The sequence below is a fragment of the Shigella sp. SIG6 genome (genome assembly GCF_053555815.1).
The window spans coordinates 1-20078 of sequence record NZ_JBQZXC010000008.1 but is presented as its reverse complement, the minus strand read 5'-3'; the positions used below and the strand labels follow the sequence as shown (position 1 = coordinate 20078).

At 52.4% G+C, this 20078-nt stretch carries 18 protein-coding genes and 1 pseudogene; 4 read left to right on the top strand and 15 right to left on the bottom strand.

Annotated features, from left to right (window positions below; all coding sequences use genetic code 11):
- Window positions 1–4: 4 nt before the first annotated feature.
- Together elaB and ACUU1M_RS02740 are read right to left on the bottom strand one after the other, a co-directional pair.
- Window positions 5–310, bottom strand: a complete 306-nt coding sequence (gene elaB, locus ACUU1M_RS02745; RefSeq protein ID WP_000070621.1) for a stress response protein ElaB — start codon at window positions 308–310, stop codon at window positions 5–7.
- A gap of 54 nt (window positions 311–364) precedes the next feature.
- On the bottom strand, window positions 365–826 hold the full coding sequence (locus tag ACUU1M_RS02740; RefSeq protein ID WP_000574091.1) for a GNAT family N-acetyltransferase: 462 nt from the start codon (window positions 824–826) through the stop codon (window positions 365–367).
- Window positions 827–890: 64 nt separating this feature from the next.
- Here ACUU1M_RS02740 and rbn point away from each other — a divergent pair, with 64 nt between their 5' ends.
- From rbn to ACUU1M_RS02720, 4 genes and pseudogenes are all read left to right on the top strand, one after another.
- Window positions 891–1808 (top strand): ribonuclease BN, encoded by a 918-nt coding sequence (rbn, locus tag ACUU1M_RS02735; protein ID WP_005075994.1) that lies wholly within the window; start codon window positions 891–893, stop codon window positions 1806–1808.
- Window positions 1809–1995: 187 nt separating this feature from the next.
- A complete protein-coding gene (gene elaD, locus ACUU1M_RS02730) occupies window positions 1996–3216 on the top strand; it encodes a deubiquitinase ElaD (protein WP_134799656.1) in 1221 nt (406 codons plus the stop codon).
- Between the two features lie 464 nt (window positions 3217–3680).
- A pseudogene (locus tag ACUU1M_RS02725) lies at window positions 3681–4064 on the top strand (M28 family peptidase); the annotation flags it as partial.
- A gap of 102 nt (window positions 4065–4166) precedes the next feature.
- On the top strand, window positions 4167–4670 hold the full coding sequence (locus ACUU1M_RS02720) for a YfbM family protein (protein WP_000525354.1): 504 nt from the start codon (window positions 4167–4169) through the stop codon (window positions 4668–4670).
- Window positions 4671–4736: 66 nt separating this feature from the next.
- Here the strand turns inward: ACUU1M_RS02720 and nuoN are convergent, their stop codons facing one another.
- The 13 genes from nuoN to nuoA all read right to left on the bottom strand — a co-directional run bounded on the left by nuoN (window position 4737) and on the right by nuoA (window position 19761).
- Window positions 4737–6194 carry an NADH-quinone oxidoreductase subunit NuoN gene (gene nuoN / locus ACUU1M_RS02715; protein ID WP_000156718.1) on the bottom strand — a complete coding sequence of 486 codons (1458 nt, stop codon included), beginning with the start codon at window positions 6192–6194 and terminating at the stop codon, window positions 4737–4739.
- A 6-nt stretch (window positions 6195–6200) separates the two neighbouring features.
- Window positions 6201–7730 (bottom strand): NADH-quinone oxidoreductase subunit M, encoded by a 1530-nt coding sequence (nuoM, locus tag ACUU1M_RS02710; protein WP_000926433.1) that lies wholly within the window; start codon window positions 7728–7730, stop codon window positions 6201–6203.
- Window positions 7731–7893: 163 nt separating this feature from the next.
- Complete coding sequence (gene nuoL, locus ACUU1M_RS02705) at window positions 7894–9735, bottom strand: NADH-quinone oxidoreductase subunit L (protein ID WP_001056622.1); 1842 nt, start codon at window positions 9733–9735, stop codon at window positions 7894–7896.
- Window positions 9732–10034, bottom strand: coding sequence for an NADH-quinone oxidoreductase subunit NuoK (gene nuoK / locus ACUU1M_RS02700; protein WP_000612644.1), 303 nt, complete (start codon window positions 10032–10034; stop codon window positions 9732–9734). Before nuoK ends, nuoL begins: the two co-directional genes overlap by 4 nt.
- Window positions 10031–10585: an NADH-quinone oxidoreductase subunit J gene (nuoJ, locus tag ACUU1M_RS02695; RefSeq protein ID WP_000393511.1), complete on the bottom strand. Its 555-nt coding sequence runs from the start codon at window positions 10583–10585 to the stop codon at window positions 10031–10033. Before nuoJ ends, nuoK begins: the two co-directional genes overlap by 4 nt.
- An 11-nt stretch (window positions 10586–10596) precedes the next feature.
- Entirely contained in the window at window positions 10597–11139 is a 543-nt protein-coding gene (gene nuoI, locus ACUU1M_RS02690) for an NADH-quinone oxidoreductase subunit NuoI (protein WP_000172749.1), read from the bottom strand.
- A 14-nt stretch (window positions 11140–11153) separates the two neighbouring features.
- Window positions 11154–12131, bottom strand: a complete 978-nt coding sequence (gene nuoH / locus ACUU1M_RS02685; protein ID WP_000118507.1) for an NADH-quinone oxidoreductase subunit NuoH — start codon at window positions 12129–12131, stop codon at window positions 11154–11156.
- Entirely contained in the window at window positions 12128–14854 is a 2727-nt protein-coding gene (gene nuoG, locus ACUU1M_RS02680) for an NADH-quinone oxidoreductase subunit NuoG (RefSeq protein ID WP_152028871.1), read from the bottom strand. Before nuoG ends, nuoH begins: the two co-directional genes overlap by 4 nt.
- Before the next feature lie 52 nt (window positions 14855–14906).
- Entirely contained in the window at window positions 14907–16244 is a 1338-nt protein-coding gene (nuoF, locus tag ACUU1M_RS02675; RefSeq protein ID WP_000789502.1) for an NADH-quinone oxidoreductase subunit NuoF, read from the bottom strand.
- On the bottom strand, window positions 16241–16741 hold the full coding sequence (gene nuoE, locus ACUU1M_RS02670) for an NADH-quinone oxidoreductase subunit NuoE (protein WP_000545042.1): 501 nt from the start codon (window positions 16739–16741) through the stop codon (window positions 16241–16243). The genes nuoF and nuoE overlap by 4 nt, the downstream gene beginning before the upstream one ends.
- A 2-nt stretch (window positions 16742–16743) precedes the next feature.
- A complete protein-coding gene (gene nuoC, locus ACUU1M_RS02665) occupies window positions 16744–18546 on the bottom strand; it encodes an NADH-quinone oxidoreductase subunit C/D (protein ID WP_000247878.1) in 1803 nt (600 codons plus the stop codon).
- A 93-nt stretch (window positions 18547–18639) separates the two neighbouring features.
- Window positions 18640–19302, bottom strand: coding sequence for an NADH-quinone oxidoreductase subunit NuoB (gene nuoB / locus ACUU1M_RS02660; protein ID WP_000386733.1), 663 nt, complete (start codon window positions 19300–19302; stop codon window positions 18640–18642).
- 15 nt (window positions 19303–19317) lie between these two features.
- Window positions 19318–19761, bottom strand: a complete 444-nt coding sequence (gene nuoA / locus ACUU1M_RS02655) for an NADH-quinone oxidoreductase subunit NuoA (RefSeq protein WP_000062997.1) — start codon at window positions 19759–19761, stop codon at window positions 19318–19320.
- Between the last annotated feature and the right edge of the window lie 317 nt (window positions 19762–20078).

The following is a 20078-nucleotide window of genomic DNA, read 5'->3' as shown; positions in this document are numbered from 1 at the left end:
GGTTTTAACGGCGTGCCAGCAACAGTCCTAGTACCAGCCCGACGGCCGCGCCCACACCAATTCCTTGCCAGGGTTTTTCGTGGACGTAGTCATCAGCACGATAAACAGCCTGCTTCGCCCGATAGTAATAACTGTCTGAAGCCTGGCTAACCCGTTTTTTCACATCATCCAGCGCTTTTTCTGCACGCGCTTTCAGCTCAACATATTTCTGATCGGCGGGATCGCCAGAGGAGCGGAGCACCTCTTCCAGTGTTTCACTAAGCAGCGTCAGGTCGTCATCGATACGTGTATCACCAAACTGATTAGACATTCTCGTTCTCCATTTGCGTAAAACCTGTCACTAACTATAGACAAGAGTTGTTGATTACGCCTGAATTACCTCGCGTGCCATCCCAATGTGTGGGATACCATCTTCTTCATAGACCTCCGTCACAGGGATAAAACCGAAACTCTGGTAGAAGTTTTGCAGATGCGCCTGCGCCCCGAGGTAAACAGGCTTATCAGGCCAGTGATGCGTACATGTTTCGAGTGTTTTACTCATCAGCTGCTGCCCCACTTTTTCACCACGCAACGCTTCACTGACAATCACCCGACCTATAACGACCGGCTCAAGATCATCATCACTTTTCAGAATCCTCGCATACGCCACCAGTTCATCATTTTTCCAACCGAGAATATGGCGATTATCCCCCGTCAAATCATCACCATCGATATCCTGATAAGGGCAATTCTGCTCGACAACAAACACCGCGCAACGCAGTTGTAATAAGGCATAAAGCTGGGAAACCGATAATTCAGAGTGATGCAGATCTTGCCATTCAATCATAATGCTCTCCTTTTAGATGTATGCCTTATACTAGCCGGAATATTTTTTGAAACGTGATGAACTCATGGAATTAATTTTTTTAGGTACTTCAGCCGGTGTGCCAACCCGCACGCGCAATGTCACGGCAATATTGCTTAACCTGCAACATCCGACCCAGAGCGGACTTTGGTTGTTTGACTGCGGTGAAGGCACCCAGCATCAGCTACTGCATGCCGCCTTTAACCCTGGAAAACTGGACAAGATTTTTATCAGTCACCTTCATGGCGATCATCTTTTTGGTTTACCCGGCTTGCTGTGCAGTCGTTCTATGTCAGGCATTATCCAACCCTTAACGATTTATGGTCCGCAAGGTATCCGTGAATTTGTGGAAACCGCGCTGCGGATTAGCGGCTCATGGACCGATTATCCGCTGGAAATTGTCGAAATTGGCGCTGGCGAAATTCTCGATGATGGCCTGCGCAAAGTAACCGCTTATCCGCTGGAACACCCACTGGAATGTTATGGCTATCGTATTGAAGAACATGATAAACCGGGTGCATTAAATGCCCAAGCATTAAAAGCTGCTGGCGTGCCACCTGGCCCACTGTTTCAGGAATTAAAAGCGGGCAAAACAATCACGCTGGAAGATGGAAGGCAGATTAACGGCGCAGATTACTTAGCTGCTCCAGTGCCAGGTAAAGCGCTCGCTATTTTCGGCGATACCGGCCCCTGCGATGCCGCACTTGACCTGGCTAAAGGTGTCGATGTCATGGTGCACGAAGCGACGCTGGATATAACCATGGAAGCCAAAGCCAATAGTCGCGGCCATAGCTCTACACGCCAGGCTGCGACACTAGCCCGTGAGGCTGGAGTCGGCAAGCTAATCATTACCCACGTCAGCTCGCGCTATGATGACAAAGGTTGTCAACACCTGTTACGTGAATGCAGGTCAATTTTCCCGGCGACTGAACTGGCGAATGATTTCACCGTGTTTAACGTTTAACTCTGCTTATTATTAAAAACAGGGTGAAACTTGCCCTGTTATAGCAACCCGCGCTACATATATCCACCCACACAGGCATATTGAGCGATTTTTGATATTTATTCATCTCCTTACGCACTATATTCAGAGCAATAAGTTGCCTCTTTTCATCTTGATTCAGCACAACCTTTGCAACTAAAAGGAGCCCATGATGGTTACAGTTGTCAGCAATTATTGTCAATTATCTCAAACCCAACTCAGTCAGACATTTGCAGAAAAATTTACTGTGACCGAGGAATTACTGCAGTCTTTAAAAAAAACAGCGTTATCCGGAGATGAAGAAAGTATTGAGTTACTGCATAATATTGCGTTAGGTTATGATGAATTTGGAAAAAAAGCTGAAGATATTCTTTACCATATTGTTAGAAACCCAACAAATGAGCCCCTATCGATTATCCGACTTATTAAAAATGCCTGTTTAAAATTATATAATTTGGCACATACCGCAACCAACTCCCACCTTAAACCAACTGGTCCGGATAATTCAGATGTTCTCCTGTTCAAAAAGCTATTCTCCCCTTCGAAATTAATGACAATTATCGGTAATGAAATTCCTCTTATATCTGAAAAACAGTCGCTTTCAAAGGTGCTTTTAAATGATGAGAATAATGAACTGAGTGATGGTACAAACTTCTGGGATAAAAATCGTCAATTAACCACAGATGAAATAGCTTGCTATCTTCAGAAGATCGCCGCTAATGCAAAAAATACTCAAGTCAATTATCCTACTGGTCTCTACGTCCCCTACTCCACCAGAACTCTCCTGGAAGACGCTCTCAATGAAAATATTAAGAGCGATCCATCATGGCCGAATGAAGTCCAGTTATTCCCCATAAATACTGGCGGACACTGGATATTAGTTTCGCTACAGAAAATAGCAAATAAAAAAAATAATAAACTACAAATAAAATGCGTCATATTCAACTCATTGCGTGCACTAGGCCATGATAAAGAAAATTCACTTAAGCGTGTCATTAATAGTTTTAATTCTGAACTCATGGGAGAAATGTCGAATAATAATATAAAAGTTCATTTAAATGAACCAGAGATAATATTTTTACATGCCGATCTTCAGCAATACTTAAGCCAAAGTTGCGGTGCGTTTGTGTGCATGGCAGCCCAGGAAGTGATTGAACAAAGGGAAAGCAATTCTGACAGCGCCCCCTATACGTTATTAAAAAACTATGCTGACAGATTTAAAAAATATTCAGCAGAAGAGCAGTACGAAATTGATTTTCAACATCGACTGGTAAACAGAAATTGTTATTTAGATAAATATGGCGATGCACGAATCAATGCTTCTTATACACAATTAGAAATAAAACACTCACAACCCAAAAATAGAGCATCCGGCAAAAGAGTGAGTTAACATCATTGTTAATCAATTCGACCAGTCAGTAAATATGCTGACTGGTCGAACATAATTTGCTAAAAAGTCATCACTGACTGATGTCAGTCCCACCATCTGCCAGTTCAATCTACGGGTATTTCCAGCGTATCGCGGCACGCGATTGCTGGTCTGTTGATGTAGTGGATTGTAGTTGCTGACTTTTCTTACCCTCAGATTTCTGCCCCACTTGTCAATTCAATCTGCCAATAAATAACATAATTATATTTTTATTCCTCACAGAAATTCCTTTTTAAAAATAGCGAAGCCACTGTAAAAAACACTTTTTGTATACCTCTACCAAGCGTAATAAAATAAACGATCATAATTCATTATAAATAATAATGAAATAACGCCTTTTATTGATAATCTGAATAGGTCCGCAGAGTATATAAAAGAGTTCTTTGTCAGTAGCGGTGCCAGAGTTACCGCGCAGGGCGTCCCCGATTGGCTATTACGACTCTGCGCCTGGAAGCCAGAATTACCCTTACCCGGCAATGTCCTGGCTTTATCCCGATCGGGGAGACTTTATTGCTGTGGTCGGCAGAATGCAGGATATCAACGCCGTTCGTCAGGTAAAAGCGGCATTGTTGTCATCCCGGGATTTATCTGTTTATTCTATGAATGCCCCAGGGTTTATTCCCGGTATTGATTTTTCTGATCACCTTAATTATTGGCAACACGATATTCCCGCCGTAATGATTACTGACACCGCTTTTTATCGTAATAAACAATACCACTTGCCCGGTGATACCGCAGACAGATTGAATTATCAGAAAATGGCTCAGGTGGTAGATGGTGTTATAACCTTGTTATACAACAGTAAATAATAAAAATTTCTCGAGGCGGGTCCAGAAACAGCGACATGTACATTTTATTTTCCCTCGTCTGTTTTAAGATGCGAAACATAAAATTCAATGGAGGAAAAATAAATGGGAATGATTGGCTATTTTGCAGAAATTGACTCAGAAAAGATTAACCAACTGCTTGAGTCTACTGAAAAACCTTTGATGGATAATATACATGACACGCTTTCAGGATTACGCCGACTGGATATTGATAAACGCTGGGATTTTTTACACTTTGGGCTGACAGGCACCTCTGCTTTTGATCCCGCGAAGAATGATCCGCTGAGTCGTGCCGTGCTTGATGAACACAGCCTCGAAGATGGTATAGATGGCTTCCTGGGATTGACCTGGAATCAGGAATTAGCCGCGACAATCGACCGACTGGAATCACTGGATCGAAGTGAACTGCGTAAACAGTTTTCCATTAAGCGACTCAATGAAATGGAGATTTATCCGGGAGTGACCTTTTCAGAAGAGTTAGAGGGGCAACTCTTTGCCTCGATCATGCTTGATATGGAAAAGCTGATTAGCGCGTATCGACGTATGCTGCGACAAGGGAATCATGCGCTGACGGTTATTGTTGGATGATGGTGTCAGAGCGCCAAAAAAAACCGCCGAACATGTCGGCGGCTTTCTGACTTACAAACTAACAGTTTACATCAGCGGCATTGCTAACCGCACAATACTAATCAGCGGTTGTGGCCATACACCCAGCACCAGTACCAACAGTGCAGAAATCAGCACCACGATACCGCCCGCGCTGTACTGCCAGTTTGACGGTGCATCGCGACCCGGTTGTTCCGGTGCGTGCAGGTACAGGCTCACCGCCACGCGCAGGTAGTAGTAGAGGCCGATTGCCGAACCGACAACCACGGCACCCACCAGCCACCACAAGTGTGCCTGGACACCGACCGCCAGCACGTAGAACTTACCGATAAAGCCCAGCGTCATCGGGATACCGGCCAGAGACAGCATCATCACCGTCATCACTGCCGCGAGGATCGGACGATGCCAGAACAGACCGCGGTAAGAGAACAGGGAATCAGCATCCGGGCCACGATACGGGCTGGACATCAGGCTGACCACGCCGAACGCGCCGAGGCTGCTGAACAGATAACCGGCCAGGTAAACCCCTACCGCTTCCATCGACATCTCGCCGGTTTGCAGCGCAATCAGCGCCACCAGCAGATAGCCGAGGTGAGAGATAGATGAGTAACCGAGCAGACGTTTGATGTTGGTCTGGCTCAACGCCATCAGGTTACCGAAGATGATGGAGGCAAAGGCGATAATCGCCAGTACTACGCGAATCGCTTCGCTGTCACCCACCGGTGCGTAGAGGAACAGACGCATCACCACACCGAAGATAGCGATTTTGCTCGCCGTCGCCAAGAAAGTGGAAACCGGCGCAGGCGCGCCCTGGTATACGTCTGGCGTCCACAGGTGGAACGGCACCAGAGAGAGTTTGAAGCCGAGGCCAACAATCATCATGCCGAAACCTGCCAGCAACAGCGGCTCGTTGAGCATACCGTCGCCGAGGTTTTTACCCAGCGCGACAAACGACAGGTCGCCAGACTGCGCATACACCAGCGCCATACCGAACAGCAGGAAAGAAGACGCTGCGGCAGAAAGGATGGTGTATTTGATACTGGCTTCCAGCGAACGTTTCTGGCGGAAAGCGTAACCGACCAGGCCAAACAGCGGCAAAGAGATCAGTTCAATACCGAGGAACAGAGACGCCAGATGGTTTGCATTCGCCAGCAGGATCCCGCCCAGCGCGGCAATTAACACCAACAGGTAGAACTCATCCTTGTTGTCGTTATAGCCTTCAAGCCACGGGTAGGCGAAAGTACAGGTGGCGAGGCTCGCCAACAATACCAGCCCGGTGTAAAGCATGGCGAAACCATCAACGCGCATCAGCGGCGTAACGTCCATAGCGCCCGCCTGGCCAACAAACCAGAGCGAAACCAGCGCCGCGTTAAGCCCAATAACCGAGAGCGTAGCGTTGAGGAAATGATTGCGTCGCCACGCAATGGAGAGCATCACAACCACCACCGTCAAGCCGACGATCAGCAACGGTAGCAGTGCGATCAGGTTTTGTGGAGTTATTGTCATGGCGATTTACGGCCTTGTAGTAGTAACGGAATTAACAAACCACTGCTGGATATTGCCAATCGCGGAGTGCGAGGTATCCAGAATCGGCTGCGGATAGAAGCCCAGCAGTACCAGCAGCACCACCAGCAACAGGATCATAAACAGCTCACGCAGCGACATCCCTGGCAGTTCCTGGCTGGCAATCTGGCTTTTCGCTTTACCGAAGTAAGCGCGATGCAACATCGCCAGCGAATAAACAGATGCAAAGACCAGCCCAAAGGTAGAGATAACGGTAATCACCGGGACAACCTGGAAGCTGCCGAACAGAATCATAAATTCGCCGACGAAGTTACCGGTGCCAGGCATCCCAAGCGTTGCCACCGCAAAGAACAGCGACAGTGCTGGCAGCCATTTCATCTTGCTCCACAGACCGCCCATCATGCGCATGTCGCGGGTATGGATACGTTCATAAAGCTGACCGCAGAGAATAAACAGACCCGCCGCCGACAAGCCGTGCGCAATCATCTGGATTACCGCGCCCTGGTAGGCCAACTGGCTGCCGGTGTAGATTGCAATCAGCACGAAGCCCATGTGGGAAACCGAGGTGTAGGCGATCAGACGTTTGATATCGGTCTGAGCGAAGGTCATCCACGCACCGTAGAAGATTCCGATAACACCCAGCCACATAGCGATTGGCGCGAACTCTGCCGACGCGTTCGGGAACAGCGGCAGGGAGAAACGCAACAAACCGTAAGCGGCGGTTTTCAGCAAGATCCCCGCGAGGTCCACGGAACCGGCGGTCGGAGCCTGGGAGTGCGCATCCGGCAGCCAGCCATGCAGCGGAACCACCGGCATTTTGACTGCGAAGGCGATGAAGAAGCCCAGCATCAACAGATATTCCACACCACTGGACATTGGCGTATTCAGCAGCTCTTCATAGTTGAAGGTCCAGACGCCGGTCGCATTGTAGTGAACAAAAACCAGCGCCAGGATGGCGATCAACATCACCAGACCACTCGCCTGGGTGTAAATGAAGAACTTGGTTGCCGCCGTGATACGCGTTTTACCGTCAGAGGCTTTATGCCCCCACAGTGCGATCAGGAAGTACATCGGCACCAGCATCATTTCCCAGAAGAAGAAGAACAGGAACATGTCGATGGCAAGGAACACGCCGATAACGCCGCCCAGGATCCACATCAGGTTGAGGTGGAAGAAGCCCTGATATTTTTCGATCTCTTTCCACGAACATAGTACCGCCAGCACACCGAGCAGACCGGTCAGCACGGCCATCAGCAGCGACAGACCGTCAATGGCGAGATGAATAGAGATACCAAAACGCGGGATCCACGGCATGTCGAATTCAGACTGCCACTGCGGAATTCCGGCGGATTGCGTCAGTGAATAACCGCCCTGCAACCACAGTTGCAGCGACAGCGCCAGCGTCAATCCCATGGTGATCAGCGCGATCCAGCGTGGCACCTTGACGCCAAAGCGTTCGGTCTGCCAGCACAGGAAGCCGCCAATAAAGGGAATTAATATTAGCCAGGGTAGTAACATGGCGATCTTTATTCCTTGTAAAAGTCCCGTCAGGACCGGATTTTCAACGAATTCTCACGACAGAAAATTCTCTTCGGACTGGGGGTAGTGTCGGATGCGCCGCGAAGGCAGCTTATCCGACCTACGTTCTTATATGCCCAGGGGCAATCCCACAATCCTTAACTCAACGCAGTACCATCAACAGTGCCAGCACCACGACCGCACCGATGCTCATGGATGCCACATACCAGCGCAGATAACCGTTCTCGCTTAACAGCAGACCTTTACCTGCAAAGCGGGAAAGAACCGCCGGGATGTTCATCATTGAGTTCAGCGGATCGCGTTTCAGCAACCAGGCAATACCCAGGAACGGCTTGACGAACACTTTGTCGTACAGCCAGTCAAAGCCCCAGGCGTTGTACCACCAGGTACTCAGCAGGCGGCCCGGCGCACTGTTGGCGATGGAGGTCACCAGAGTACGTTTACCCAGCCACAGCCAGGCTGCCAGCAGAATGCCGACCACCGCGACCACGCCAGAGGTAATTTCCAGGGTCAACATGCTGCCGTGCGCCAGTTCCGTCGTTTGCGGAAGCACGCCCTGCAGCGGCGGTACAATCAGTGCGCCAACAAAGGTGGAAAGGATCAGCAGCACAATCAGCGGCAGGCTGTGAGTTACCCCTTTCACGGCGTGAGCGTGAATTTGTTCTTTTCCGTGGAAGACGATGAAAATCATACGGAAGGTGTAGAGCGAGGTCATAAACGCACCGACCAGACCTGCCACCATCAGATTGATATGACCATTCGCCATCGCACCCGCGAGGATCTCATCCTTACTGAAGAAGCCCGCAGTGACCAGCGGCAGTGCCGACAGTGCTGCGCCGCCCACCAGGAAGCAGAGATAAACCAGCGGAATAGATTTACGCAGACCGCCCATCTTGAAGATGTTCTGTTCGTGATGGCAGGCCAGAATGACGGAACCGGATGCCAGGAACAGCAGCGCTTTAAAGAACGCGTGAGTCATCAAGTGGAAAATCGCCGCATCCCATGCCTGCACGCCAAGCGCGAGGAACATGTAGCCAATCTGGCTCATGGTAGAGTAAGCGAGAACACGTTTGATGTCGGTCTGTACCAGCGCGGCAAAACCGGCCAGCAGCAGCGTAACCGCCCCGACAATACCCACCAGATGCAGAACTTCCGGCGTCATCAGGAACAGGCCGTGGGTACGGGCGATCAGGTAGACACCCGCGGTTACCATCGTTGCGGCGTGGATCAGCGCGGAGACAGGCGTCGGGCCCGCCATCGCGTCAGCAAGCCATGTCTGCAACGGCAACTGCGCAGATTTACCGACCGCACCGCCCAGCAGCATCAGCGTCGCCCACATCAGCATGTTATTGCCGTCAGCAAAGTGCGCTGGTGCCAGTTCCACCATTTCGCGGAAGTTCAGGGTGCCCAGTTCGTTGTAAAGAATGAACAGTGCGAAAGCGAGGAAAACGTCACCCACACGGGTCACGACGAACGCTTTCATTGCTGCTGCGCCATTCTTCGGATCGGTGTAATAGAAACCGATCAGCAGATAGGAGCACAGGCCCACGCCTTCCCAGCCGAGGTACATCAGCAGCAGGTTATCGGCGAGAACCAGAACTACCATGCTGGCGATGAACAGGTTGGTGTAGGCGAAGAAGCGAGAGTAGCCCTCTTCACCGCGCATGTACCAGGAGGCGTACATGTGAATAAGGAAACCCACACCAGTGACCACCGAGAGCATGGTCAGCGACAGGCCGTCCAGCACCAGGTTAAAACCGATGTTAAAGTCGCCTACCGACATCCACGTCCACAGCGGCTGGCTGTATGCCTGCTCGCCGTTAGCGAAGAAATCAACGCCGATAAAGGCGGTTACCAGCGCCGCCAGGCCCACAGAGCCAACGCCGACGATCGCCGAAACGTTTTCAGACCAGCGCCCACGGGAGAACGCCAGCAGGACGAAGCCAATCAATGGCAAAATAATGGTTAAGGCAAGCATGTTCATCCGCGCATCTCACTTACTGAATCGATGTTCAGGTTCTGGCGACGACGGTGAAGTTGCAGCAGCAGCGCAAGGCCGATACTCGCTTCTGCCGCCGCGAGGCTGATGGCGAGAATGTACATCACCTGACCGTCGGTCTGACCCCAGTAGCTTCCGGCGACCACAAAGGCCAGCGCGGAGGCGTTAATCATGATTTCCAGACCAATCAGCATAAACAGCAGATTGCGACGGATAACCAGACCGGTTAAGCCAAGAACGAATAAGATTGCCGCGAGGATCAGTCCATGTTGTAAGGGGATCATGCGTGCTCCTCCGTTTTTCTTTTCGCGCTGTCGTCTTTACGATTGCTCAGCACTTCACCCGCACGCTCTTCACGACCGACGTGGAAGGCCACAACCAGACCCGCGAGCAGCAGCATAGAAGCCAGTTCCACCGCCAGTACGTAAGGCCCGAACAGCGTAATACCCACTGCTTTAGCACTGATTGGCGTACCGTCGATACCCTGATCGTTAACACCGAGGATGGCGTAAACAATCACCACCAGCATGATGGCCGACAAAATTGCCGGGCCAATCCACACCTGCGGTTTCAGCCACTGGCGTTCCTGTTCGATTTCTGAACCGCCCAGGTTGAGCATCATCACCACGAACACGAACAGCACCATAATGGCACCCGCGTAGACGATAATTTCCAGCGCACCGGCGAAGTAAGCGCCTAGTGAGAAGAACACCCCGGAAATCGCCAGCAGCGAAATAATCAGGTACAGCAGTGCGTGTACCGGATTGGTATGGGTGATCACTCGCAAGGTCGCAAGTATGGCTATCAGGCCACAGATATAAAAAGCGAACTCCATTGCCCCTCTCCTTACGGTAACAGGCTCTTGACGTCGATAGGCTTGGCTTCGTTCTCTGCTTCGCCCTTATCTTTGCCGTCGATTGCCATACCTGCCATCCGGTAGAAGTTATATTCCGGGTATTTGCCCGGACCGGAGATCAGCAGATCCTCTTTCTCGTAAACCAGATCCTGGCGCTTGTATTCCCCCATTTCGAAATCCGGGGTTAACTGAATCGCCGTGGTCGGACAGGCTTCTTCGCACAGACCACAGAAAATGCAGCGTGAGAAGTTAATGCGGAAAAATTCCGGATACCAGCGACCGTCTTTGGTTTCTGCTTTTTGCAGCGAGATACAGCCGACCGGGCAGGCTACCGCACAGAGGTTACAGGCTACGCAACGCTCTTCGCCGTCCGGGTCGCGGGTCAGAACGATACGACCACGATAACGGGGCGGCAGATAGACCGGCTCTTCCGGGTACATTCGCGTTTCGCGTTTGGCGAACGCGTGCAGGCCGATCATCCAGATACTACGAACCTGGGTGCCGAAACCTACTAACAATTCTTTTAAGGTCATGGTCTTATTGCCCCTTATTGCGCCTGCCAGAGAATGACAGCCGCCGTTACCAGCAAGTTGATCAGCGTCAGCGGCAGGCAGATTTTCCAGCCGAAGGACATTACCTGGTCATAACGCGGACGCGGTAACGACGCACGAATCAAAATGAACATCATCATAAAGAACGCGGTTTTCAGCGCGAACCAGATGAATGGCGGTAACAACGGGCCTTGCCAGCCACCGAAGAACAGCGTCACCATCAATGCAGAGATGGTCACAATCCCGATGTACTCACCCACGAAGAACAGACCGAACTTCATACCGGAATATTCAATGTGGTAACCATCCGCCAGTTCCTGCTCGGCTTCCGGCTGGTCAAACGGGTGACGGTGACACACCGCCACGCCCGCGATGGCAAAGGTAATAAAACCAAAGAATTGCGGGATGACGTTCCACACATGCGCCTGGCTGTTGACGATGTCGGTCATGTTGAATGAACCGGCCTGCGCCACCACGCCCATCAGGGAAAGCCCGAGGAACACTTCGTAGCTCAGGGTCTGCGCAGAAGCACGCATCGCACCCAGCAGCGAGTATTTGTTGTTACTTGACCAGCCCGCAAACAGCACCGCGTAAACCGCCAGACCTGCCATCATCAGGAAGAACAAAATCCCGATGTTCAGGTCGGCAACCACCCAACCCGGACTGACTGGCACAATTGCAAAGGCCAGCAGCAGCGAGGTAAAGGCAATCATCGGTGCCAGGGTAAAGATGACGCGATCCGAGAATTTCGGGATCCAGTCTTCTTTAAAGAACATTTTGATCATGTCCGCAACCAGCTGGAGCGAACCGCCCCAGCCAACACGGTTAGGTCCATAACGGTTCTGGAACAGACCCAGCAGGCGACGTTCGCCAAAGCTCATGAATGCCCCACAGGTGACAACCACCAGCAGGATCACCACCGCTTTGAGGATGGTCAGCAGGATCTCAATCAGTTCCGGTGATATCCAACTCATTGTTGTGCCTCCTTGAGATCCTCAAGATGCGCGCCAGCCAGCACCGGAGCAATGCCGGACATACCCATCGGCAAGCCCACCTGCCCTGCCGTCAGTCCTTCGGCGATTTCAACCGGCAGCGTGACCGTGTTGCCATCGTAACTAAAGGAGACGCGTGTACCTGCGTTCACACCCAACTTCGCGGCATCCGCTGGGTTGAGTTTGATGTACGGCTGCGGCATACGGCTCTGGAAGACCGGAGCACGCTGTGACAATTCATCGCTGCCAAACAGGTGGTAGTACGGCGCGATACGCCATTTCCCGTCCTGCGGCTGGAAGCGTGCCGGTACGCTGGTGAAGTAATCCAGACCGTTTTCGCTGGTTTCAAACAGACGCACGCCCGGATCGCCAAAGCGCAGTTTGCCGCCCACTTCGTCCTGGAATTTGTTCCACGCCTGCGGGGAGTTCCAGCCCGGCGCCCAGGCAAACGGCACTTGCGAACGGTGCGCGGTCGGCTGGTTGTTACCTTCCATCGAGAAGGTGAACATGGTGTCAATATCCTGCGGCTGACGCGGCTCATGAACGCTGATATTGGCGCGCATGGCGGTACGACCGCTGTAACGGTGCGGTTCACGGGCCAGTTTCTGCCCACGAATACGGAATGTCGCATCCGGCGCAGCATCTTTGATACCCGCCAGTTCCGGGATTTTCGCCACAACAGCGTCAATTACATGGTCGAGCTGCGTCCAGTCCACTTCACGGCTCAGCAAGGTGCTGTGCAGCGAGTGCAGCCAGCGCCAGCTTTCCAGCATGACAGTTTTGCTGTCGTAATAAGCCGGATCGTAAACCTGGAAGAAACGTTGGGCGCGACCTTCATTATTAATTACCGTACCGTCGCTTTCAGCAAAGCTGGCAGCGGAAAGCACCAGATGGGCGTTTTCCATGATCGCTGTGCGTTGATGATCAACCACCATCACCAGCGGCGCTTTAGCCAGCGCAGCATTCACGCGGGTAGCAGAAGCGTAACGATGCAGATCGTTTTCCAACACCACCACCGCGTCGGCGTGTCCGGTTTCCAGTTCGGTTAACGCGTCTTCAAGCGAACCGCCACCCATAATGCCCAGCCCCATGCTGTTGACGGAACGGGCAATCATGGTGATACCAACGTCAGCGCCGCGACCTTTCAGGGCTTTCGCGACGTTAGCCGCAGCCTGAATCACCTCTATGCTACCGGCGTTCGTCCCGGAGATAATCAACGGTTTCTTCGCACCTGCCAGTGCCTGCACGATGACGTCGATTTTGTTTTGCAGCTCAGGTTCGATACCGTCAACCGCTGGTGCGGAGTTATCCAGCTCATGGGCGATGGCAAAACCTAAACGCGCCTGATCTTCAACCGGTGCGCGGTAAGTCCACGCCGCGATATCATCCAGACGAGTGTCATCAACGTTGGTAACAAACAGCGGATGCTTCGCACGTTGACCGATGTTGAGGATTGCCGCAATCTGCCAGTCAGCCACTTTCTGTGCTGCAGCCATTTCGCGCGCTTTACCTTTCACCGCCTGACGCACTGCCAGCGCGACGCGCGCGCCGGTCTGGGTAACGTCTTCGCCCAGCACCAGTACCGCATCGTAAGATTCGATTTCGCGCAGAGCCGGAGTATAAATGCCGCCTTCACGCAGCACTTTCAGCGCCAGTTGCAGACGTTCCTGCTCACCGTGAGCGATACCGGTGTAGAAGTTTTCTTCGCCCACCAGTTCACGCAGCGCAAAGTTGCTTTCCACGCTGGCACGCGGAGAACCAATACCGATCACTTTCTTCGACTGACGCAGAATATCTGCCGCGCCCTGCATTGCCTGTTCGGCGTTGAGGGTAATGAAATCATCGCCACGACGCTGTACTGGCTGACGCGGACGATCCTTCAGGTTGACGTAACCGTAACCGAAACGACCACGGTCGCAGAGGAAGTAGTGGTTTACCGTACCGTTGTAACGGTTTTCGATACGACGCAGTTCGCCGTAACGTTCACCGGGGCTGATGTTACAGCCGATGGAACATTGCTGGCAGATGCTCGGCGCAAACTGCATATCCCATTTACGGTTGTAACGCTCGGAGTGCGTTTTGTCGGTAAATACGCCGGTCGGGCAAATTTCGACCAGGTTACCGGAAAATTCGCTTTCCAGCGTGCCGTCTTCCGGGCGACCGAAGTAGACGTTGTCGTGCGCGCCATAAACGCCCAGATCTGTACCGTCAGCGTAATCTTTGTAGTAACGCACACAGCGGTAGCAGGCGATGCAGCGGTTCATTTCGTGAGAGATGAATGGCCCCAAATCCTGATTACGGTGGGTACGTTTGGTGAAACGGTAGCGACGGAAGCTGTGTCCGGTCATCACGGTCATATCCTGAAGATGGCAGTTACCGCCTTCTTCACATACCGGACAGTCGTGCGGGTGGTTGGTCATTAACCACTCGACCACACTTTCACGGAACTGTTTCGCTTCTTCGTCGTCAATGGAAATAAAGGTGCCATCGGAAGCCGGTGTCATACAGGACATCACCAGGCGACCACGCGTGTCTTCCGCGTTTTGGTATTGCTTCACCGCACACTGGCGGCAAGCACCGACGCTTCCCAGCGCCGGATGCCAGCAAAAGTAAGGAATATCAAGGCCCAGAGACAGACAAGCTTCCAGCAGGTTGTCCGCTCCGTTGACCTCGTATTCTTTGCCGTCTACATGAATTGTAGCCATTAGCATGCTTCCAGTTTTCTCGGTCAGGGACCGAGCGTTAATCGAAATTCGGTTACCAGCGCTCTTTCAGCAGGTTCGGCTGAATCCCATTAATCAAATGGGTATTGCTGAACGGCTGTTTGATTCCCGCCTCAAATTCTTCGCGGAAATATTTGATGGCGCTCTGTAACGGCTCCACTGCACCAGGTGCGTGGGCACAGAAAGTTTTACCCGGGCCTAAGAATCGACACAGTTGCTCAAGTGTTTCGATATCGCCCGGCTGGCCTTCGCCACGCTCCAGCGCACGCAGAATTTTCACGCTCCACGGCAGACCGTCGCGGCACGGCGTACACCAGCCGCAGGACTCACGGGCGAAAAACTCTTCCAGGTTACGCACCAGCGACACCATGTTGATCTCATGGTCAACCGCCATCGCCAGCGCCGTACCCAGACGGCTGCCCGCTTTACCGATACTTTCGAATTCCATCGGCAGATCAAGGTGCGCTTCGGTCAGGAAGTCAGTCCCCGCGCCGCCTGGCTGCCAGGCTTTAAATTTCAGACCATCACGCATACCACCGGCGTAATCTTCGAGGATCTCGCGTGCGGTGGTGCCGAACGGCAGTTCCCACAGTCCCGGATTTTTCACCCGACCGGAGAAACCCATCAGCTTGGTGCCAGCATCTTTACTTTTCGAGATGTTCTGATACCACTCCACGCCGTTAGCGAGGATCGCCGGAACGTTACACAGGGTTTCGACGTTGTTGACACAGGTCGGTTTGCCCCATACGCCGGAGGTTGCCGGGAAGGGGGGTTTCGAGCGTGGGTTAGCACGACGCCCTTCCAAGGAGTTGATTAACGCTGTTTCTTCCCCGCAGATGTAGCGCCCTGCCCCGGTATGGACGAACAGTTCGAAGTCGAAACCTGTTCCCATAATGTTTTTGCCAAGCAAGCCCGCTTCAGTGGCTTCGGCAATGGCGCGGCGCAGATTTACTGCCGCTTCGATATATTCGCCACGCAGGAAGATGTAGCCACGGTAAGCTTTCAGCGCAAACGCGGAGATGAGCATACCTTCCACCAGCAGGTGCGGCAGTTGCTCCATCAACAGGCGGTCTTTATAGGTGCCCGGCTCCATTTCATCGGCGTTACACAGCAGGTAACGGATGTTCATGGATTCGTCTTTCGGCATCAGGCTCCACTTCAGGCCAGTCGAAAAGCCCGCGCCGCCGCGCCCTTTCAGACCAGCGTCTTTTACCTGATTAACGATTTCGTCCGGAGACAGCCCGGTCAGCGCCTTACGCGCCCCTTCGTAACCGTTTTTGCTGCGGTATTCGTCCAGCCACACTGGCTGTTTGTCATCGCGCAGACGCCAGGTCAGCGGATGCGTTTCGGGAGTACGGATAATGTTTTTCATTTATACCGCTCCAGCAGTTCAGGGATCGCTTCCGGGGTCAGATGCGCGTGAGTGTCCTCATCGATCATCATGTTTGGCCCTTTATCACAGTTCCCCAGGCAGCAAGTTGGCAGCAGCGTAAAGCGGCCATCAAATGTCGTTTGCCCTGGTTTGATGTTCAGCTTTTTCTCGAGCGCCGCCTGAATACCCTGATACCCGTTGATATGACAGACCACGCTGTCGCAATAACGGATCACATGGCGACCAACCGGCTGGCGGAAGATCTGACTGTAGAACGTTGCCACACCTTCGACGTCGCTTGCCGGAATACCCAGCACATCGGCGATCGCGTGGATCGCACCATCCGGCACCCAGCCACGCTGCTTCTGAACGATTTTCAGCGCTTCAATGGACGCCGCACGCGGGTCTTCGTAGTGGTGCATCTCGTGCTCAATCGCTTCACGCTCTGCCGCACTCAGCTCAAAAGCCTCGGTTTGTGGTTGTTGATTCTCGTGCATAATTAGCGGTCCACATCTGACATAACAAAATCGATACTGCCCAGATAAACAATCAGGTCAGACACCAGGCTGCCGCGGATCGCCGCCGGAATTTGCTGCAAATGCGCATAACTCGGCGTGCGGATACGAGTGCGATAACTCATGGTGCTACCGTCGCTGGTCAGGTAGTAACTGTTGATCCCCTTGGTCGCCTCAATCATCTGGAAAGATTCATTGGCAGGCATCACCGGCCCCCACGACACTTGCAGGAAGTGGGTGATCAGGGTTTCGATATGTTGCAGCGTGCGCTCTTTCGGCGGCGGCGTGGTCAGCGGGTGATCCGCTTTGAACGGGCCTTCCGGCATGTTGTTGAGGCACTGCTCAAGAATGCGCAGACTCTGGCGCAGCTCTTCCACTTTCAGCATTACGCGGGTGTAGCAGTCAGAAACACCACCACCAACCGGGATTTCAAAGTCGAAGTTTTCATAGCCAGAATAAGGACGCGCCTTACGCACGTCGAAGTCGATCCCGGTAGCACGCAGGCCCGCGCCAGTGGTGCCCCACTCCAGCGCCTCTTTCGCGCCATAGGCGGCAACGCCCTGGGAACGACCTTTCAGAATGGTATTTTGCAGCGCCGCTTTCTCGTAAGACGCCAGACGTTTCGGCATCCAGTCGAGGAACTCACGCAGCAGACGATCCCAGCCGCGCGGCAGGTCGTGCGCTACGCCGCCAATACGGAACCACGCCGGGTGCATACGGAAACCCGTGATCGCTTCCACCAGATCGTAAATTTTCTGACGATCGGTAAAGGCGAAGAACACGGGCGTCATTGCGCCGACGTCCTGAATAAAGGTCGAGATGTACAGCAGGTGGCTGTTGATACGGAACAGTTCGGAGAGCATAACGCGAATGACGTTAACGCGATCCGGCACGGTGATCCCGGCCAGTTTCTCTACCGCCAGCACGTAAGGCATTTCGTTAACGCAGCCGCCGAGGTATTCAATACGGTCGGTATACGGAATGTAGCTGTGCCAGGACTGGCGCTCGCCCATTTTCTCCGCACCACGGTGGTGGTAGCCGATGTCTGGTACGCAGTCGACAATCTCTTCGCCGTCGAGTTGTAAAACGATACGGAAAGCCCCGTGCGCCGACGGGTGGTTCGGACCGAGGTTGAGGAACATGAAGTCCTCGTTTTCGGTGCCGCGCTTCATCCCCCACTCTTCCGGTTTGAAGGTCAGGGCTTCCATCTCCAGATCCTGTTTGGCTTTGGTCAGCTCAAACGGCGAGAATTCGGTAGCGCGCGCCGGGTAATCTTTACGCAGCGGGTGACCTTTCCAGGTTTGCGGCATCATGATGCGGCGCAGGTTCGGGTGACCGTCGAAAGTAATGCCAAACAGATCCCAGGTTTCACGCTCATACCAGTTAGCGTTCGGGAACAGTTTGGTGAAGGTCGGTACGTGCAGGTCGTTTTCTGCCAGCGCCACCTTCAGCATGATGTCGCGGTTACGATCGATAGAAATCAGATGGTAGAAAACGGAAAAATCCGCGGCAGGTAACCCTTCGCGGTGTGTGCGCAGACGTTCGTCCATGCCGTGTAAGTCAAACAGCATGACGTAAGGTTTCGGCAGTTTCTTTAAGAAATCGCCAACTTCCAGTAATTGTTCACGCTTGATCCACACAACGGGAACCCCGGTGCGAGTCGCCTGAACAGTAAAGGCATCCGGCCCAAAACGGTTGCGCAGTTCGCCAATTACCGGATCATCAAGATGATCGCGGGTCTGCCAGGCGGGTTCTTGCGCGGTTAAGTCGGTCATATTGTTCACCATTGCAAATGGTCCGTGGTGACTGTCGGCGCAGTAAGCTTCGCGAAATAGATTTAGGAATAAGCGAAGAAAAATCCCTTTGCCGACAGGCGCAAATTAAATCTCGTCAGGTGTACGCAGGTTGGTTACGGCAATGCGTTCACCGCGCTTGCGTTCGCGCTCTGATTGCATATTGGCGCGATAAACGCCCTGATCGCCAACCACCCAGGAGAGCGGACGACGTTCTTTGCCGATAGATTCCTGCAACAGCATCAGTGCCTGCATGTACGCTTCAGGACGCGGCGGGCAGCCCGGGATATACACATCAACCGGGATGAATTTATCGACGCCCTGCACAACGGAATAAATATCGTACATACCACCAGAGTTGGCACAGGCACCCATTGAGATAACCCATTTTGGTTCCAGCATCTGGTCATACAGACGCTGAATAACCGGTGCCATTTTGGTAAAGCAGGTTCCTGCAACCACCATCAGGTCAGCCTGACGCGGCGAAGCACGCAATACTTCTGCGCCAAAACGCGCCACGTCATGCACCGCGGTAAACGAAGTCACCATCTCAACGTAACAGCAGGAAAGACCGAAGTTATACGGCCAAATTGAGTTTTTACGACCCCAGTTAACCATGTCATTGAGCTTGCCCATAAACACGTTTTTGTTAACTTCTTGCTCCAGAGGGTCGGTTACGATCTCCTGCTTTTGCAGGGGGTAACGGTCGTTCTCACCGTTGGGATCTATGCGGGTGAGCGTATAATCCATCTTAATGCCTCGCGGTTAGCGTTGACGATTAGCGATACTGTTCGTTTCCGGGTTCATACGCTCGCGGCGTGAACGCGCGGGCGTCCAGTCCAGCGCGCCAATACGCACCAGATAAACCAGACCTGCCAGTAACACAAAAATAAAAATTGCAGCTTCCACAAAGCCTACCCAGCCGCTTTCGCGGATAGAGGTTGACCATGCGAACAGATACAGCGCTTCAACGTCGAAGATAACGAAGAACATGGCCACCAGATAAAACTTGGCGGACAGGCGTAAGCGGGCGGAGCCGACCGAGTCGATACCGGATTCAAACGGCACGTTTTTCGACCTCGCGCGTGCGCGACCGCCTAAAAACCAACCGCCTACCAGCATCAGGCAACACAGGCCAATGGCAACGATAAGAAAGATAGCGAATGCCCAGTGATGAGCGATGACTTCAGTGGATGTTGACATACTCATTGCTTACTCATCAAAAGTAGCGCCAGATTCACTGCTCTTCACGGCAGATGGACGCCACATCGATTCATGGGGAGGAATAAAAAAACCTTACAATCACTGTAGAAATTCTTTTATACAGCTAATTGATGTGGTCTTTTACTCCTTTCTATAACCTTTTGTCAACTTTAACAAAAGCTTCTTCACATTAGTTTACATAATATCAACACCATTAGCATTTAATGCCCTTTCACCCCAGATCCTTGACGACTCCAGGATAATTAGATGTTGTTGAATCGTGTCCGTTGTGAAGCAATGGAAAAAATACGGGTCTATTTTGA

Coding starts and splice junctions, on each gene's coding strand:
- nuoI (WP_000172749.1), bottom strand. CDS start 11,139: ATGACCTTAAAAGAATTGTTAGTAGGTTTCGGCACCCAGGTTCGTAGT.
- nuoB (WP_000386733.1), bottom strand. CDS start 19,302: ATGGATTATACGCTCACCCGCATAGATCCCAACGGTGAGAACGACCGT.
- ACUU1M_RS02740 (WP_000574091.1), bottom strand. CDS start 826: ATGATTGAATGGCAAGATCTGCATCACTCTGAATTATCGGTTTCCCAG.
- nuoA (WP_000062997.1), bottom strand. CDS start 19,761: ATGAGTATGTCAACATCCACTGAAGTCATCGCTCATCACTGGGCATTC.
- nuoJ (WP_000393511.1), bottom strand. CDS start 10,585: ATGGAGTTCGCTTTTTATATCTGTGGCCTGATAGCCATACTTGCGACC.
- nuoF (WP_000789502.1), bottom strand. CDS start 16,244: ATGAAAAACATTATCCGTACTCCCGAAACGCATCCGCTGACCTGGCGT.
- elaB (WP_000070621.1), bottom strand. CDS start 310: ATGTCTAATCAGTTTGGTGATACACGTATCGATGACGACCTGACGCTG.
- nuoM (WP_000926433.1), bottom strand. CDS start 7,730: ATGTTACTACCCTGGCTAATATTAATTCCCTTTATTGGCGGCTTCCTG.
- nuoN (WP_000156718.1), bottom strand. CDS start 6,194: ATGACAATAACTCCACAAAACCTGATCGCACTGCTACCGTTGCTGATC.
- elaD (WP_134799656.1), top strand. CDS start 1,996: ATGATGGTTACAGTTGTCAGCAATTATTGTCAATTATCTCAAACCCAA.
- nuoH (WP_000118507.1), bottom strand. CDS start 12,131: ATGAGTTGGATATCACCGGAACTGATTGAGATCCTGCTGACCATCCTC.
- nuoG (WP_152028871.1), bottom strand. CDS start 14,854: ATGGCTACAATTCATGTAGACGGCAAAGAATACGAGGTCAACGGAGCG.
- nuoL (WP_001056622.1), bottom strand. CDS start 9,735: ATGAACATGCTTGCCTTAACCATTATTTTGCCATTGATTGGCTTCGTC.
- nuoE (WP_000545042.1), bottom strand. CDS start 16,741: ATGCACGAGAATCAACAACCACAAACCGAGGCTTTTGAGCTGAGTGCG.
- ACUU1M_RS02720 (WP_000525354.1), top strand. CDS start 4,167: ATGGGAATGATTGGCTATTTTGCAGAAATTGACTCAGAAAAGATTAAC.
- nuoK (WP_000612644.1), bottom strand. CDS start 10,034: ATGATCCCCTTACAACATGGACTGATCCTCGCGGCAATCTTATTCGTT.
- nuoC (WP_000247878.1), bottom strand. CDS start 18,546: ATGGTGAACAATATGACCGACTTAACCGCGCAAGAACCCGCCTGGCAG.
- rbn (WP_005075994.1), top strand. CDS start 891: ATGGAATTAATTTTTTTAGGTACTTCAGCCGGTGTGCCAACCCGCACG.